The organism is Nocardioides soli, from assembly GCF_014191495.1.
In the GTDB taxonomy this organism is placed as follows: domain Bacteria; phylum Actinomycetota; class Actinomycetes; order Propionibacteriales; family Nocardioidaceae; genus Nocardioides; species Nocardioides soli.
The window spans coordinates 93,879-109,340 of the sequence record NZ_JACHWR010000001.1 but is presented as its reverse complement, the minus strand read 5'-3'; the positions used below and the strand labels follow the sequence as shown (position 1 = coordinate 109,340).

At 72.1% G+C, this 15,462-nt stretch carries 13 protein-coding genes; 12 read left to right on the top strand and 1 reads right to left on the bottom strand.

What is annotated here, in order from left to right:
* Positions 1 to 43 precede the first annotated feature (43 nt).
* The 6 genes from FHU40_RS00505 to FHU40_RS00480 all read left to right on the top strand — a co-directional run bounded on the left by FHU40_RS00505 (position 44) and on the right by FHU40_RS00480 (position 5,627).
* Positions 44 to 1,843, top strand: coding sequence for an ABC transporter transmembrane domain-containing protein (locus tag FHU40_RS00505; protein WP_183590348.1), 1,800 nt, complete (start codon positions 44 to 46; stop codon positions 1,841 to 1,843).
* The gene (locus tag FHU40_RS00500; protein ID WP_183590347.1) at positions 1,840 to 3,630 is read left to right on the top strand and encodes an ABC transporter ATP-binding protein; all 1,791 of its coding nucleotides are present in this window, start codon (positions 1,840 to 1,842) and stop codon (positions 3,628 to 3,630) included. The genes FHU40_RS00505 and FHU40_RS00500 overlap by 4 nt, the downstream gene beginning before the upstream one ends.
* Positions 3,631 to 3,751: 121 nt before the next feature.
* Positions 3,752 to 4,105: a phosphoribosyl-AMP cyclohydrolase gene (hisI, locus tag FHU40_RS00495; RefSeq protein WP_183590346.1), complete on the top strand. Its 354-nt coding sequence runs from the start codon at positions 3,752 to 3,754 to the stop codon at positions 4,103 to 4,105.
* Positions 4,098 to 4,694: a Trp biosynthesis-associated membrane protein gene (locus FHU40_RS00490; protein WP_183590345.1), complete on the top strand. Its 597-nt coding sequence runs from the start codon at positions 4,098 to 4,100 to the stop codon at positions 4,692 to 4,694. The genes hisI and FHU40_RS00490 overlap by 8 nt, the downstream gene beginning before the upstream one ends.
* A gap of 263 nt (positions 4,695 to 4,957) precedes the next feature.
* The gene (locus FHU40_RS00485; protein WP_183590344.1) at positions 4,958 to 5,158 is read left to right on the top strand and encodes an HGxxPAAW family protein; all 201 of its coding nucleotides are present in this window, start codon (positions 4,958 to 4,960) and stop codon (positions 5,156 to 5,158) included.
* A 22-nt stretch (positions 5,159 to 5,180) separates the two neighbouring features.
* On the top strand, positions 5,181 to 5,627 hold the full coding sequence (locus FHU40_RS00480; protein ID WP_183590343.1) for a DUF2752 domain-containing protein: 447 nt from the start codon (positions 5,181 to 5,183) through the stop codon (positions 5,625 to 5,627).
* A 109-nt stretch (positions 5,628 to 5,736) separates the two neighbouring features.
* Here the strand turns inward: FHU40_RS00480 and FHU40_RS00475 are convergent, their stop codons facing one another.
* Positions 5,737 to 6,081: a DUF4190 domain-containing protein gene (locus FHU40_RS00475; protein WP_183590342.1), complete on the bottom strand. Its 345-nt coding sequence runs from the start codon at positions 6,079 to 6,081 to the stop codon at positions 5,737 to 5,739.
* 138 nt (positions 6,082 to 6,219) lie between these two features.
* On the opposite strand from FHU40_RS00475, the gene trpC reads away from it, so the two are divergent.
* The 6 genes from trpC (at position 6,220) to gltB (ending at position 15,454) form a co-directional block, all read left to right on the top strand.
* Positions 6,220 to 7,002, top strand: a complete 783-nt coding sequence (gene trpC, locus FHU40_RS00470) for an indole-3-glycerol phosphate synthase TrpC (protein ID WP_183590341.1) — start codon at positions 6,220 to 6,222, stop codon at positions 7,000 to 7,002.
* Positions 6,999 to 8,276, top strand: a complete 1,278-nt coding sequence (trpB, locus tag FHU40_RS00465) for a tryptophan synthase subunit beta (RefSeq protein WP_183590340.1) — start codon at positions 6,999 to 7,001, stop codon at positions 8,274 to 8,276. The genes trpC and trpB overlap by 4 nt, the downstream gene beginning before the upstream one ends.
* Complete coding sequence (gene trpA / locus FHU40_RS00460) at positions 8,273 to 9,097, top strand: tryptophan synthase subunit alpha (protein WP_183590339.1); 825 nt, start codon at positions 8,273 to 8,275, stop codon at positions 9,095 to 9,097. The genes trpB and trpA overlap by 4 nt, the downstream gene beginning before the upstream one ends.
* Positions 9,090 to 9,701 carry an SCO family protein gene (locus FHU40_RS00455; protein WP_183590338.1) on the top strand — a complete coding sequence of 204 codons (612 nt, stop codon included), beginning with the start codon at positions 9,090 to 9,092 and terminating at the stop codon, positions 9,699 to 9,701. The genes trpA and FHU40_RS00455 overlap by 8 nt, the downstream gene beginning before the upstream one ends.
* Positions 9,702 to 9,708: 7 nt before the next feature.
* A complete protein-coding gene (gene lgt / locus FHU40_RS00450; protein WP_183590337.1) occupies positions 9,709 to 10,650 on the top strand; it encodes a prolipoprotein diacylglyceryl transferase in 942 nt (313 codons plus the stop codon).
* A 187-nt stretch (positions 10,651 to 10,837) separates the two neighbouring features.
* On the top strand, positions 10,838 to 15,454 hold the full coding sequence (gltB, locus tag FHU40_RS00445; protein ID WP_425490143.1) for a glutamate synthase large subunit: 4,617 nt from the start codon (positions 10,838 to 10,840) through the stop codon (positions 15,452 to 15,454).
* Positions 15,455 to 15,462 lie beyond the last annotated feature (8 nt).

Sequence of the window (15,462 nt, the reverse complement as noted above, 5' to 3'; positions counted from 1 at the left end):
GGTTCCCCGCGGGCAGACGGGTACGGACGGGGACGAGCGGGTAGTGAGCGACAGGCGCAGCAGGCGGGGGACCACGACGGACGGGTTCCGGGTCCTGGCCGTCGCGATCCGTCGGGAGCCGTGGATCTTCACGCTGTCGACGATCGGCAGCGTGCTCTTCGGCGCGCTGACCGTCGCCGACGCCTGGGTGCTGGGGTGGTCGACCGACCACGTGGTGCTGCCCGCGTTCGAGCGCGGCGACATCGGCGCCGACCTGCTGGTCGCGGTGTTCGCGCTCTTCTTCGGGGTGGCGCTGCTGCGCGCGGTCGGCATCGTCGCGCGCCGCCTGGGAGCGGGCATCATGCAGTACCGCATGCAGGCGCACACCCGCCGGGCCGTGACCCGGCAGTACCTCGCGCTGCCGATGGCGTGGCACCAGCGGCACCCCACCGGCGAGCTGCTCTCCAACGCCAACTCCGACGTCGAGGCGGCCTGGGGCCCGATCGCGCCGCTCCCGATGGCGGTCGGCACGCTCGCGATGATGGTGATCGCGGTCGCCCAGATGTTCGTCGCCGACGTCGTGATGGCCCTGGTCGGGCTGATGGTCTTCCCGGCGGTCGTGGTCGCCAACCTCGCCTACCAGCGGCTCGCCTCCCCGCTCATGACCAAGGCGCAGCAGCTGCGGGCCGAGCTCAGCGAGGTCGCGCACGAGTCCTTCGACGGCGCCATGGTCGTCAAGACGCTGGGTCGGGAGTCGGAGGAGACCGCCCGGTTCGCCGAGAAGGCCCGCGAGCTGCGCGACGTCAACATCCGCGCCGGCCGGATCCGCGCCGCCTTCGATCCGGCCCTGGCCGCACTGCCCAACCTGGGCGTCCTCGTGGTGCTCGCCGTCGGCGTCAGCCGCGTGCTCTCCGGCGCCACCGCGCCCGGCGACGTGGTGACCGTCGCCTACCTGCTCACGGTCGTCTCGTTCCCGATCCGCTCGATCGGCTGGCTGCTGGGGGAGTTCCCACGCAGCGTGGTCGGCTACCACCGGGCGCGCTCCGTGCTCCGGGCGACCGGCGCGATGCCGTACGGCGACCGGACGGTCGACCGGTCCGCGCGGGCCGGTGCGCGGCTCGATGTCGTCGACCTGGGCTACCGCTACGCCGCCGACCAGCCGCTCCTCGAGGACGTGTCCTTCACCGTCGAGCCCGGACGCACCGTCGCGCTCGTCGGTGCCACCGCGTCCGGCAAGACCACGCTCACCACCCTGATCGCGCGGCTGGTCGACCCCGACGAGGGGCGGCTGCTGCTCGACGGCACCGACCTGCGCGACCTCGGCAAGGGTGAGCTCGCCGAGGTCGTCGCCGTGGTCCCGCAGACGGCGTTCCTCTTCGACGACACCGTCCGGGGCAACGTCACGCTGGGGGCCGACGTCCCCGACGACGACGTCTGGGCGGCGCTCCGCGCGGCGCAGGCCGACGGGTTCGTCGCCGCGCTCCCGCACGGGCTCGACTCCCGGCTCGGTGAGCGCGGCACGTCCCTCTCCGGCGGGCAGCGCCAGCGCATCTCGCTGGCCCGGGCCCTGGTACGCCGCCCGCGCCTGCTGGTCCTCGACGACGCGACGTCCGCGGTCGACCCCGAGGTCGAGGCCCGGATCCTCGAGGCGCTGCGCAGCAACGACCACGGCAGCAGCCTGGTCGTCGTCGCCTACCGCAAGGCCACGATCGGGCTGGCCGACGAGGTCGTGCACCTCGACGACGGCCGGATCGCCGACCGCGGTACCCATGCCGAGCTGCTCGACCGCAGCCCGGCGTACGCCCGCCTGGTCAACGCCTACGAGCAGGGCCAGGGCGAACTGGTGGGGGAGAACACGGTATGAGCACGAGCACCACCTTCGACACCGGCGAGCAGATCGGTGGCTTCGACACCGTCCGCCGGGGCGTGCGGGTCTCGCCCGAGCTCAAGGACGGTCTCGGCTGGACCATCACGCTCGCGTTCGTGGCCGCGATCGGCCAGGTCGTGGTGCCGATCGCGGTCCAGCAGACGCTCGACCGCGGGCTCAACGGCCCGGACGGCCCCGACGTCTCGTTCACCGTGCTGATGGGGGTCGCGGCCGCCGCCGCGATCCTGGTGACGAGCTGGGCGTCGTACCTCATGACCGCGCGGCTGTTCACCGTCTCCGAGCGCGGCCTCGCGACCCTGCGGATCAAGGCCTTCCGGCACGTCCACGACCTGCCGCTGCTCACCCAGAACACCGAGCGCCGCGGGGCCCTCGTCTCGCGGGTCACCAGCGATGTCGACCAGGTCAGCCAGTTCCTCGTCTTCGGCGGGCTGCTGCTGATCGTCAGCTGCTGCCAGGTGATCATCGCGACCATCGTGATGCTCGTCTACAGCTGGCAGCTGGCGATCGTCGTGTGGGTTTGCTTCGCGCCGCTCTTCGCCTCGATCCGGTACTTCCAGCGCAAGCTGTCCGACGCCTACGGCGTGGTCCGGCGCCAGGTCGCCGTGATGCTCTCGGCCATCTCCGAGCCGGTCGTGGGCGCCGCGGTCGTGAAGTCCTACGCGATCGAGGACCGCACCCAGGCCCGGATCGACGAGGCGATCGACGAGTTCAAGACCGCGAGCACCCAGGCCCAGAAGTTCACGGTGGTGTCGTTCTCGCTCGGCGGCATCTCCGCCGGCCTGGCCAACGCCGGCACGCTGATCGTCGGCATCCAGCTCGGCTTCGCCGGGGAGATGACGGCCGGCAAGGTGCTCGCGTTCGCGTTCCTGGTGACGCTCTTCGTCGGCCCGGTGCAGATGGGCACCCAGATCCTCACCGACGCCCAGAACGCCCTGGTCAGCTGGCGCCGGGTGATCGGCATCCTGGAGACGCCCGCCGACCTCGTCGACCCGGGCGAGTCGGGGCAGGTGCTGCCCCGCGGACCGATCGACGTGTCGTTCCGCGACGTCACCTTCGCCTACCCCGGCGGCCCGCCCGTGCTCCGCGACCTCGATCTCGACATCCCGGGCGGCACCCGGGTCGCCGTCGTCGGCGAGACGGGCTCGGGCAAGTCCACGATCGCCAAGCTGCTGACCCGGCTGATGGACCCGAGCGAGGGCTCGATCGCCCTCGACGGCGTCGACGTGCGCCAGATCGCGCAGGAGTCGCTGCGGCGCAGCGTGGTGCTGGTGCCGCAGGAGGGCTTCCTCTTCGACGACACCCTGGCCAGCAACGTGCGCTACGGCCGGCTCGACGCGACCGACGAGCAGATCGCCGCGGCCGCCGACGAGCTCGGCCTCGGCGACTGGCTGGCGGGCCTGCCCGACGGGCCCGAGACCCGGGTCGGTCAGCGTGGCGAGTCGCTGTCGGCGGGGGAGCGACAGTTGGTCGCGCTGCTGCGCGCGCAGCTCGCCGATCCTGACCTGCTGGTCCTCGACGAGGCGACCAGCGCCGTCGACCCGGCCCTGGAGATGCGCATCGGTCGGGCTCTCGAGCGGCTGATGCAGAGCCGCACCAGCGTGACGATCGCACACCGGCTCTCGACCGCCGAGGCCGCCGACGAGGTGGTCGTCGTCGACCGCGGCCGGATCGTCCAGCGCGGACCGCACGCGGTGCTCGTCGCGCAGGAGGGTTCGGTGTACGCCGGCCTGCACCGCTCCTGGGTGGCGCAGCAGGGCTCGTGACGGCGTGGGCCGCCAGGCCCGGGCCTGGCGGCCCACGCACCTCAACCACCGCCACGGTGGTTGAGGTGCGAAGCCGCCCCGCGCCTGAGCCTCGAAACCACCCGCGCGAGATAATGACCCGGTGACCACCCTCGACCCCGCCATCGCCGCCCGGCTCAAGCGCACCGCGGAGGGCCTCGTGCCCGCGGTGGCGCAGCAGCACGACACCGGTGAGGTGCTGATGCTCGGCTGGATGGACGACGAGGCGCTGGCCCGGACGATCGAGACGGGCCGGGCGACCTACTGGAGTCGCTCCCGCCAGGAGTACTGGGCCAAGGGGGACACCTCCGGCCACGTCCAGTGGGTCAAGGAGATCCGGCTCGACTGCGACGGCGACACGCTGCTGGTCAGGGTCGACCAGGTCGGCGCGGCGTGCCACACCGGCGACCGCACCTGCTTCGACGCCGCGCTGCTCCACGAGGTCGCAGATGACTGAGCCCACCCCCTCCACCCGGCGGCGTGCCTTCGGGCCGGTCGTGCTGCTCGGCCTCGCCTCGGCCGGCCTGACCGCCATCGCGGCCAACAAGCCGGCGGTCGATGGGGGAGCCACCGGCACCGGCACCGGCGCCGGCAGCGTGCTGACGCTCACCTTCGAGGGCACGATGCCGCTGGTGACGGCGCTCGCCCTGGTCGTGCTTGCCTGCTGGGGCGTGGTGCTGGTGACCCGAGGGCGGGTCCGCCGGGCGGTGGCCCTGCTGGGCTCCCTGGCTGCCGACGGCGCCCTGGTGGGGGTGCTGGTCGCCTTCGGTCAGGTGAGTGACGACCTGCGCGACGAGCTCGCCCAGGTCGGCGTCACCGACGTCCAGATCTCGCACACCGCGTGGTACTGGGCGGCGCTCGCCGCGGCCTGCGTCTCCGTCGTGTGCGCGGCGCTGGCGTTCCTCTGGACGCCCACGTGGCCGGAGATGGGCACCCGGTACGACGCGCCCGGGGCGTCCGAGCCGACCTCGACCGCCCCGCCCGAGGAGCAGAGCAGCATCGACCTCTGGAAGGCGATGGACGAGGGCCGCGACCCGACCGACTGATCCGGGCTGAGCCTCGATCCACCGATTTCCGCCTGCTGCGCGTCACCATTCGGGCGCGCTGGCTGCGTTACCGACGCTCAACGGACAACCAGTACGACGCTCGCGCCGGTGCCTGGCCCGCACACCCGCCTGGTGACGCTCGCGACGCCCCAAATCGGTGGATCGAGGCTGAGCCGGTGGCCGGCCCGGAAGCGCACCTGAATAGACTGTCCCCGCACCATCACGCGTGCCCATCACACGAGACTGTGCTCGAGGAGCCTTGCATGTCTGCACACCACGGCAATACCCCTGCGGCCTGGACGTTCGTCACGGTAGCCATGCTCGGGTTCGTCGTCGGCGCCGCCGGGATGCTGTTCGACCCGATCAAGTGGCCGATCTTCTGGGTGGGCGTCGGGCTCGCTGTCGCCTCGCTGGTGATCTTCGCGGTGATGGCCAAGCTCGGCTTCCACGAGTCGGGCAGCTGACCGCCGACCGCGGCACGACACCATGACCGCCACCGCGCCGGCCCCGCCCGCGGGGGCGGCGTACGCCGAGAGCCGGTGGCGCCGGGTCCGCGGACCGGCGATCGTCATCGGCGGGCTCGGCCTCGCCACGCTCGCCCTGCACCTGCGCGACCCGCACCAGCAGGGCGCGTGGGGGGTGTGTCCGAGCGCCGCGCTGGGCTTCTCCTGCCCCGGCTGCGGTGGCCTGCGGGCCGTCAACGACCTGACCAACGGCGAGATCGGCGCGGCAGCGTCGAGCAACCTGCTGTTCGTGGCGCTGGTGCCGCTGGTCGTGATCGGCCTCGGCACCTGGGCCGTGGCCCGCTGGCGGGGCGTCACCGTCCGGCCACCGATGCGCCTGGTCCGCCCGGCGGCCTACGCGGGGCTGGCGCTGCTCGCGGTCTTCACGGTGCTGCGCAACCTGCCGGCGGGATCCTGGCTCGCGCCCTGAGCGCCGGTCCGACCGACCGACGGTCTGCCCGACCGCTCGTGCCGAGCGGACGCGACCCGGGCCCGGCCGCGTGGCCGGACCCGAGTCACGTACGTCTCACCGACGACCGTCAGGCGCTGGTGTCGTAGGTGATGTCGATGACCCCGGTCGCGACCAGGATCCAGTAGACGGCACCCAGCGCGACGCCGATGATGCCGAGGATGAAGCCCCACTGCGCGAGGCCGTCGCCCTTCTTGGCGCCCGCGGACTCGCGGATGTCCTTCTTGCCCAGCTGGCCGAACACGATGCCGAGGATCGAGAAGATCAGGCAGCCCCAGAAGCAGGGGATGGCGCCGATGATGCCGAGCACCAGCGAGGTGACCGCCATGCCCGAGGTCTTCGGGGGCATGCCGCCCATCGGCGGCTGCGGCGCGCCGTACTGCGGCGGCGGGGGCGGCGGGTCGGAGTAGCTCACGGGGGTTCCTCTCTGGTCGGCCCCGTCCGTCTGTCGGGTCCGTGTTCAGCGGACACTACCCACGCTCGGGTGCTTCATGTCGCGTGGGAGACTGGGGTCCGTCCGCAGTCCGTGGCCAGTCCGGTGGGAGAGACCAGCATGTCCGTGCTCGACGACATCGTCGCCGGGGTGCGCATCGACCTCGCCGAGCGGGAGTCCCGCACCAGCCTCGCCGACCTGCGGGCCGCGCTCGCCGACGTCGACCCGCCGCGCGACCCGATGCCGCACTTCCGCGCGCCCGGCTCGAGCGTGATCGCCGAGGTCAAGCGGCGCAGCCCCAGCAAGGGCGCGCTCGCGGACATCCCGGACCCGTCCGAGCTCGCCCAGCGGTACGCCGCGGGCGGGGCCGCCGCGATCAGCGTGCTCACCGAGCAGCGCAGGTTCGGGGGCAGCCTCGACGACCTGCGCGCGGTCCGGGCCGCGGTGGACGTCCCGATCCTGCGCAAGGACTTCATCGTCACGACCTACCAGCTGGTCGAGGCGCGCGCCGCCGGCGCCGACCTCGCGCTGCTCATCGTCGCGGCGCTCGACGACGACACCCTGCGCCGGCTCCACGACGACGCCCGCGAGCTCGGGCTGACCGTGCTGGTCGAGGTGCACGACGAGGCCGAGACCGCACGCGCGGTCGACCTCGGTGCGGAGCTGGTCGGCGTCAACGCCCGCAACCTCAAGACGCTCGAGATCCACGCCGACACCTTCGGGCGGCTCGCGCCGCTGGTGCCCGACGATCGGGTCAAGGTCGCCGAGAGCGGCATCTTCGGCCCCGTGGACGTGAAGCGCTTCGTGTCCGAGGGTGCCCGCGCGGTGCTCGTCGGCGAGGCACTGGTGAAGGACGGCGACCCGCAGGCCGCGGTCGCCGAGATGACAGGAGTGACTGCATGACGGCCCACCTCGCGGGCTTCGACGCCGACGAGCACGGGTGGTTCGGGGGCGCCGAGTCCGGGTTCGGCGGGCGGTTCATGCCCGAGGCCCTGGTCGCCGCGCTGGACGAGCTGACGGTGGCGTGGCACGAGGCGATGGCCGACCCGTCGTTCACGGCGGACTTCGAGCGGATCCTGCGCGAGTACGCCGGCGTCCCGAGCCCGCTCTACCACGCCGAGCGGCTCAGCGAGCGCGTCGGTGCCCGGGTCCTGCTCAAGCGCGAGGACCTCAACCACACCGGCGCACACAAGATCCGCAACGTGCTCGGCCAGGCGCTGCTCACCAAGCGGATGGGCAAGACCCGCGTGATCGCCGAGACCGGCGCCGGCCAGCACGGTGTCGCGAGCGCGACCGCCGCGGCGTACTTCGGTCTCGACTGCACGGTCTACATGGGCTCGGTCGACACCAAGCGGCAAGCGCTCAACGTCGCCCGGATGAACCTGCTCGGCGCCAAGGTCGTCGCGGTCGACTCCGGCAGCGCCACGCTCAAGGACGCGATCAACGAGGCACTGCGCGACTGGGTCGCGAGCGTCGACCACACGGCGTACCTCTTCGGCACCGCCGCCGGCCCGCACCCCTTCCCGAGCCTGGTCCGCGAGTTCTGCCGGGGCATCGGCGACGAGGCGCGCGCCCAGTGCCTGGAGCAGTACGGCGTGCTGCCCGACGCGATCGCGGCCTGCGTCGGCGGTGGCTCCAACGCGATCGGGCTGTTCACCGCGTTCCTCGACGACGCGGACGTCGACGTCTACGGCTTCGAGGCCGGCGGCGACGGCTTCGACACGGGTCGGCACGCGGCGACCATCTACGCCGGCGACCGCGGGGTGCTCCACGGCGCCCGCACGTTCGTGCTCCAGGACGAGGACGGCCAGACCATCGAGTCGCACTCGATCTCGGCCGGACTCGACTACCCCGGGGTCGGCCCGCAGCACGCCCACCTCGCCGACGTGGGGCGCGCGACGTACCTCCCGGTGACCGATGCCGAGGCGATGGACGCGATGGCGCTGCTGTCGCGCACCGAGGGCATCATCCCGGCCGTCGAGTCGGCCCATGCACTGGCCGGTGCGCTGCGGCTGGCCGAGGAGCGGCCCGGCCAGACGATCCTGGTCAACCTCTCCGGGCGCGGCGACAAGGACATGGGCACGGCGCTGGAGTACTTCCGGCTCGGCGAAGCCGAGGCCGGCGGCGACGAGCACAGCCAGCTCGGTGCGCCCGACGAGACGGAGGGACGGGCGTGAGCAGCAGCATCGCCTTCGCGAAGGCGAAAACCGAGGGCCGCGCCGCTCTGGTGGGCTACCTGCCCGCCGGCTTCCCCGACGTCGCGGGTGGCATCGAGGCGATGCGCACGCTGGTCGACGCCGGTTGCGACGTGATCGAGATCGGGCTGCCCTACAGCGACCCGGTCATGGACGGCCCGACCATCCAGGCCGCCGCGCAGCAGGCGCTCGACCGCGGCGTGCGCACCAAGGACGTGCTGCGCACGGTCGAGGCGGTCGCCGCCACCGGCACGCCCACCCTGGTGATGACCTACTGGAACCCGGTGGAGAAGTACGGCGTGGAGCGGTTCGCCCGCGACCTCGCCAGCGCGGGCGGCGCGGGCCTGATCACGCCGGACATCACGCCGGACGCCGACCCGTCGTGGAGTCGGGCCGCCGACGAGCACGACCTCGACAAGGTCTACCTCGTCGCGCCGAGCTCCACCGACGAGCGGATCGCGATGACGACGGCCGCCTGTCGCGGGTTCGTCTACGCCACCGCGGTCATGGGCGTCACCGGCACCCGCACGTCCACCTCCGACCTGGCCGGCCCGCTGGTCGCGCGCACCAAGGCCGCGATCGCGCAGCAGGGCATCGACCTGCCGGTGGGCGTCGGCCTCGGGGTCAGCAACGGCGCCCAGGCGGCCGAGATCGCCGCCAAGGACGGGATCGGCGCCGACGGGGTGATCGTCGGCTCGGCGTTCGTCCGCACCCTTCTCGACCACCCCGACGAGCCGGGTGAGGGGCTGCGGGCCCTGGCCCGGCTGACCGAGGACCTGGCCAGGGGAGTGCGACGTGCGTAGCCGGTCCCGCCCCGTCCGCTTGGCCGCCGCCCTGACCGCTCTCCTCCTCCCACTCGCCGCCTGTGGTGGCGGCGACGACGACGATGGCGGGCTCAGCGGCACCGTGCTCGACCCGCCGTTCGAGGTCTCCTCGACCCCGCTGACCGACACCGCAGGCCAGCCGTACTCACTCACCGACGACACCGACAAGCCGCTCACGCTGGTGTTCTACGGCTACACGCACTGCCCGGACATCTGCCAGACGGTGATGTCCAACCTCGCGACGGCGATGACGCGGCTCGACGAGAAGGACCGGGACCGCGTCGACGTGGTGTTCGTGACGACCGACCCGGCCCGCGACACCGAGGACGTGCTGAAGCGCTACCTCGAGCACTTCGACCCGGCGTTCGTCGGCCTCACGGGTGAGCTCGACACGATCGTGGCCGTCGCCAAGCCGATGGGCGTCGGCGTCACCCAGGGCGAGCGGCTGCCCTCGGGCGGCTATGACGTCACCCACGGCACCACGATCACCGGCGTCGACGCCGACGACGAGGGCACGATCTACTGGAGCGAGGCGACGTCGTCCGCCGACTTCGCCGCCGACATCCACACGCTCCTGAACTGAGGACACCATGACCGTGCTCGCCGCCGCGCTCTCGATCCCGAGCCCGTCGTCCGGTGTCTGGCACCTCGGGCCGCTGCCGATCCGCGGCTACGCGCTCGCGATCATCCTCGGCATCGTCGCCGCCATCTGGATCGGCGAGAAGCGCTGGGTGGCCCGCGGCGGCCGGGCGGGCGACATCCAGGACATCGCGATCTGGGCGGTGCCGTTCGGGCTGGTCGGTGGCCGGCTCTACCACGTGCTCACCGACCAGGACCTCTACTTCGGCTCCGGGGCGAACCCCATCGAGGCGCTCTACGTGTGGCGCGGCGGACTCGGCGTGTGGGGTGCGATCGGGCTCGGCGCGCTCGGTGCGGTGATCGCCGCGAAGCGCAAGGGCATCAGGCTGCTGCCGGTGCTCGACGCGATGGCGCCCGGCGTGCTGGTCGCGCAGGCGATCGGCCGCTGGGGCAACTGGTTCAACCAGGAGCTCTTCGGCAAGCCCACCGACCTGCCATGGGGGCTGGAGGTCAGCGACGACGTCGCGATCCGGGCCGGCTACGAGCCCGGCACGACCTTCCACCCGACGTTCCTCTACGAGAGCCTGTGGTGCCTCGCGGGCTTCGCGCTGCTGGTGTGGGCGGACCGCCGGTTCCGGCTCGGCCACGGTCGGGTGGTGGCGCTCTACATCATGGTCTACACGATCGGTCGCGGCTGGATTGAGATGCTGCGCATCGACAACGTCGAGCTCGACGACGTCGGCGGGCTGCGGTTCAACGTGTGGACCTCGCTGGTGCTCTTCGTCGCCGCCCTGGTCTGGTTCGTCGTCAGCACCCGCCGCCGGCCCGGCCGCGAGAAGCAGGTCTACACCGACGCGGCCCTGGCCCGGCACGAGTCGTCCGCCTCGGAGGCGTCGTCCGCCGCGGACGGGACCTCGGAGCCCGGCGAGGCCGACGACCCCGCATCCCGCTGAGCGGCTGAAGCCGTCCGCCGTTGGACGAATCGCGCCACATCCGGTGCTAGTCTTTTCCCTCCGCTTGGGCCAATGTCGTCCCGTGCCTAGTTCGAACCGGGTCCACCAGGACTGATCACACCGCCGGCGGAGGCCTCGACAGCGTCGTGGAGTCCACGCGGGCGCAGACGACGACGGGAGAATGCCCGTGCCGTACTCGCATGCATTCCCGCCGCCCCCATCCTTGCCCCGGCCCGCGCACTGGCGCGGCCCGCAAGCTCAAGGGCTCTACGACCCCCGCCACGAGAAGGACGCCTGCGGCGTCGCGTTCGTGGCGACCCTCACGGGTGAGGCCACCCACGAGATCGTGAAGCAGGGCATCCAGGCCCTGCGCAACCTCGATCACCGCGGCGCCGCCGGCGCCGAGCCCAACACCGGCGACGGTGCCGGCATCCTGCTCCAGGTCCCCGACGCCTTCCTGCGCGCGGTCGCGCGGGAGGCGGGCTTCGAGCTCCCCGCACAGCACGCGTACGCCGTGGGCACGGCGTTCCTGTCCGGCGACGCCGAGCAGATCGCCAAGACCCGCAACCGCATCGAGGAGCTCGCCGCCGAGGAGGGCCTGAGCGTGCTCGGCTGGCGCGAGGTCCCGACCGATCCCGCCGGGCTCGGCGGGATGGCGCTCGGGGTGATGCCGGCCTTCCAGCAGCTGTTCGTGGCCGGCGCGGGCTCCCGCGTCACCGGCATGGCGCTCGAGCGGCTGGCCTTCTGCCTGCGCAAGCGGGCCGAGCGCGAGACCGACGTCTACTTCCCGTCGCTGTCCTCGCGGACCCTGGTCTACAAGGGCATGCTCACCACCGACCAGCTCGACAGGTTCTTCCCGGACCTGCTCGACGAACGGGTCACCTCGGCACTGGCCGTGGTGCACTCGCGGTTCTCGACCAACACGTTCCCGAGCTGGCCGCTGGCGCATCCCTTCCGGTTCATCGCCCACAACGGCGAGATCAACACGGTGATGGGCAACCGCAACTGGATGCGGGCGCGTGAGGCGCTGCTCGCCTCCGACGTGATCCCGGGAGACCTGGACCGGCTGTTCCCGATCTGCACCCCCGGGGCCTCGGACTCCGCGTCGTTCGACGAGGTGCTCGAGCTGCTGCACATGGGTGGTCGCTCGCTGCCCCACGCGGTGCTGATGATGGTTCCCGAGGCATGGGAGAACGCTGGACCGGATCAGGGCGGCGAGATGGACGCGGCGCGCCGCTCCTTCTACGAGTTCCACTCCACGGTGATGGAGCCCTGGGACGGCCCGGCCTGCGTGGTGTTCACCGACGGCTCGCAGATCGGCGCGGTGCTCGACCGCAACGGCCTGCGCCCGTCACGCTACTGGGTGACCGACGACGGTCTCGTCGTGCTCGCCTCCGAGGTCGGCGTGCTCGACATCGCCCCGGAGAAGGTGGTCCGCAAGGGCCGCCTCCAGCCGGGCCGGATGTTCCTGGTCGACACCGACGAGCACCGGATCATCGAGGACGAGGAGATCAAGGCCGAGCTCGCCACGGAGCACCCGTACGACGAGTGGCTGCACGCCGGTCTGATCCACCTCGACGACGTGCCGGACCGTGAGCACATCGTGCACACCCACGCGTCGGTCACCCGGCGTCAGCAGGTCTTCGGCTACACCGAGGAGGAGCTGCGGGTGCTGCTCACGCCGATGGCCGGCACCGGCGCCGAGCCGATCGGGTCGATGGGCACCGACACGCCGCTCGCCGCGCTGAGCGAGAAGCCGCGGCTGCTGTTCGACTACTTCACCCAGCTCTTCGCCCAGGTGACCAACCCGCCGCTCGACGCGATCCGGGAGGAGCTGGTCACCTCCCTGGCCGGCACCATCGGCCCGGAGGCCAACCTGCTCGAGCCCGCGCCCGCGTCCTGCCGGATGGTCGTGCTGCCGTTCCCGGTGATCTCCAACGACGACCTGGCCAAGATCCGGCACATCAACCGCGACGGCGACATGCCGGGCTTCATCACCCACGTGGCCCGCGGCCTCTACCCGGTCGAGGGCGGCGGCGCGGCGATGGCGCAGCGCATCGAGGAGATCTGCCAGGAGGTGTCGGCGGCGATCGCCGACGGCGCCCGGGTCATCGTGCTCTCCGACCGGCACTCGACGGCCGAGCGCGCGCCGATCCCGTCGCTGCTGCTCACCGGCGCGGTCCACCACCACCTGGTCCGGGAGAAGACCCGCACCCAGGTCGGGCTGCTGGTCGAGGCCGGCGACGTCCGCGAGGTGCACCACGTCGCCCTGCTGGTGGGGTACGGCGCGGCCGCGGTCAACCCGTACCTCGCGATGGAGTCGGTCGAGGACCTCGCGCGTCAGGGCTACTACGTCACCAACGAGCCCGAGCAGGCGGTCAAGAACCTGGTCAAGGCGCTCGGCAAGGGCGTGCTCAAGGTGATGTCGAAGATGGGCGTCTCGACGGTCGCGTCGTACACCGGCGCCCAGATCTTCGAGGCGGTCGGCCTGTCGCAGGCGGTCGTTGACCGCTACTTCACGGGCACCACCTCCAAGCTCGGCGGCATCGGGCTCGACACGATCGCCGAGGAGGTCGCGCGCCGGCACGCCACGGCGTACCCGCGCGGCGGCATCTCGCCGGCGCACCGCGAGCTCGAGATCGGCGGGGAGTACCAGTGGCGCCGCGAGGGCGAGCCGCACCTGTTCGACCCCGAGACGGTCTTCCGGCTGCAGCACTCCACCCGCACCGGCCGCTACGACATCTTCAAGCAGTACACGGCCCGCGTCGACGAGCAGTCCGAGCGGTTGATGACGATGCGCGGCCTGTTCCGGTTCAAGGACGCCGTGGCGACCGGCCGCGGGCCGGTGCCGATCGACGAGGTCGAGCCGGTGTCCGAGATCGTCAAGCGGTTCTCGACCGGCGCGATGTCCTACGGCTCGATCAGCCGGGAGGCGCACGAGACCCTCGCGATCGCGATGAACCGGCTGGGCGCGAAGTCCAACACCGGCGAGGGCGGCGAGGACCCCGAGCGGCTCTACGACCCGGAGCGGCGCAGCTCGATCAAGCAGGTCGCGTCGGGCCGGTTCGGCGTCACGTCGGAGTATCTGACGAACGCCGACGACATCCAGATCAAGATGGCGCAGGGTGCCAAGCCCGGCGAGGGCGGCCAGCTGCCCGGCAACAAGGTCTACCCCTGGGTGGCCAAGACGAGGCACTCCACCCCTGGCGTGGGACTCATCTCACCGCCGCCGCACCACGACATCTACTCGATCGAGGACCTGGCGCAGCTGATCCACGACCTCAAGAACGCCAACCCGCAGGCCCGCGTGCACGTGAAGCTGGTCTCCGAGGTCGGCGTCGGCACCGTCGCGGCCGGTGTCTCCAAGGCGCACGCCGACGTGGTGCTGATCTCCGGCCACGACGGTGGCACCGGTGCCGCACCGCTCACGTCGCTCAAGCACGCGGGCGGTCCCTGGGAGCTCGGCCTCGCCGAGACCCAGCAGACCCTGCTGCTCAACGGCCTGCGGGACCGGATCGTCGTCCAGACCGACGGCCAGCTCAAGACCGGTCGCGACGTCGTGATCGCGGCGCTGCTGGGCGCCGAGGAGTACGGCTTCGCGTCGGCGCCGCTGGTGGTCTCCGGCTGCATCATGATGCGGGTCTGCCACCTCGACACCTGCCCCGTGGGGGTCGCGACGCAGAATCCGGTGCTCCGCGAGCGCTTCTCCGGCCGGCCCGAGTTCGTCGTGAACTTCTTCGAGTTCATCGCGCAGGAGGTCCGCGAGCTGCTCGCCGAGCTCGGCTTCCGCTCGCTCGAGGAGGCGATCGGCCAGGTGGGCAGCCTCGACGTGAAGCCCGCGGTCGACCACTGGAAGGCGGCCGGGCTCGACCTGACCCCGGTGCTGCACCAGCCCGACCGCTCGGCGTTCCCCGCACAGGACCTGTTCCGCACCAAGGCACAGGACCACGGCCTGGCGAAGTCGCTCGACGTCACCGAGCTGGTGCCGTTGGCCCGGGCCGCGATCGAGCACGGCGAGCCGGTGCGCGCCCAGGTCCGGATCCGCAACGTCAACCGCACCGTCGGCACGATCCTCGGCCACGAGGTGACCAAGAAGTACGGCGGGGCCGGGCTGCCCGACGGCACCATCGACATCACCTTCACCGGATCGGCCGGACAGTCCTTCGGCGCGTTCGTCCCGCGGGGTATGACGCTGCGGCTCGAGGGCGACGCCAACGACTACGTCGGCAAGGGCCTGTCGGGCGGCCGGATCGTCGTCCGGCCCGACCGGGCCGCGACGTTCGACGCCGCCGAGCAGATCATCGCCGGCAACGTGATCGCGTACGGCGCCACCTCGGGTGAGCTGTTCATCCGCGGCGGCGTCGGCGAGCGGTTCTGCGTGCGCAACTCCGGCGCGCGGGCGGTGACCGAGGGCGTCGGCGACCACGGCTGCGAGTACATGACGGGGGGCCGGGTCGTCGTCCTCGGCCCCACCGGACGCAACTTCGCGGCCGGCATGTCCGGCGGGGTCGCCTGGGTGCTCGACCTGGCCCCCGGGCGGGTCAACCCCGAGCTGGTCGACCTCGGCTCCGTCACGGGTGCCGCCGCCGAGGAGCTCGAGGAGCTCGTCCGCCGGCACCTCGAGGAGACCGGCTCGACCGTGGCCGAGGCGTTGCTCGCCGACTGGGCGACCTCGCTCGGCAGGTTCACCGAGGTGATGCCCAGCGACTACAAGCGCGTGCTCGAGGCGCGCGCCGAGGCCCTCGAGGAGGGCCTCGACGAGGACGAGGCCGCCGCCCGGATCATGGAGGTGCTTCATGGATGAGCGAAGCG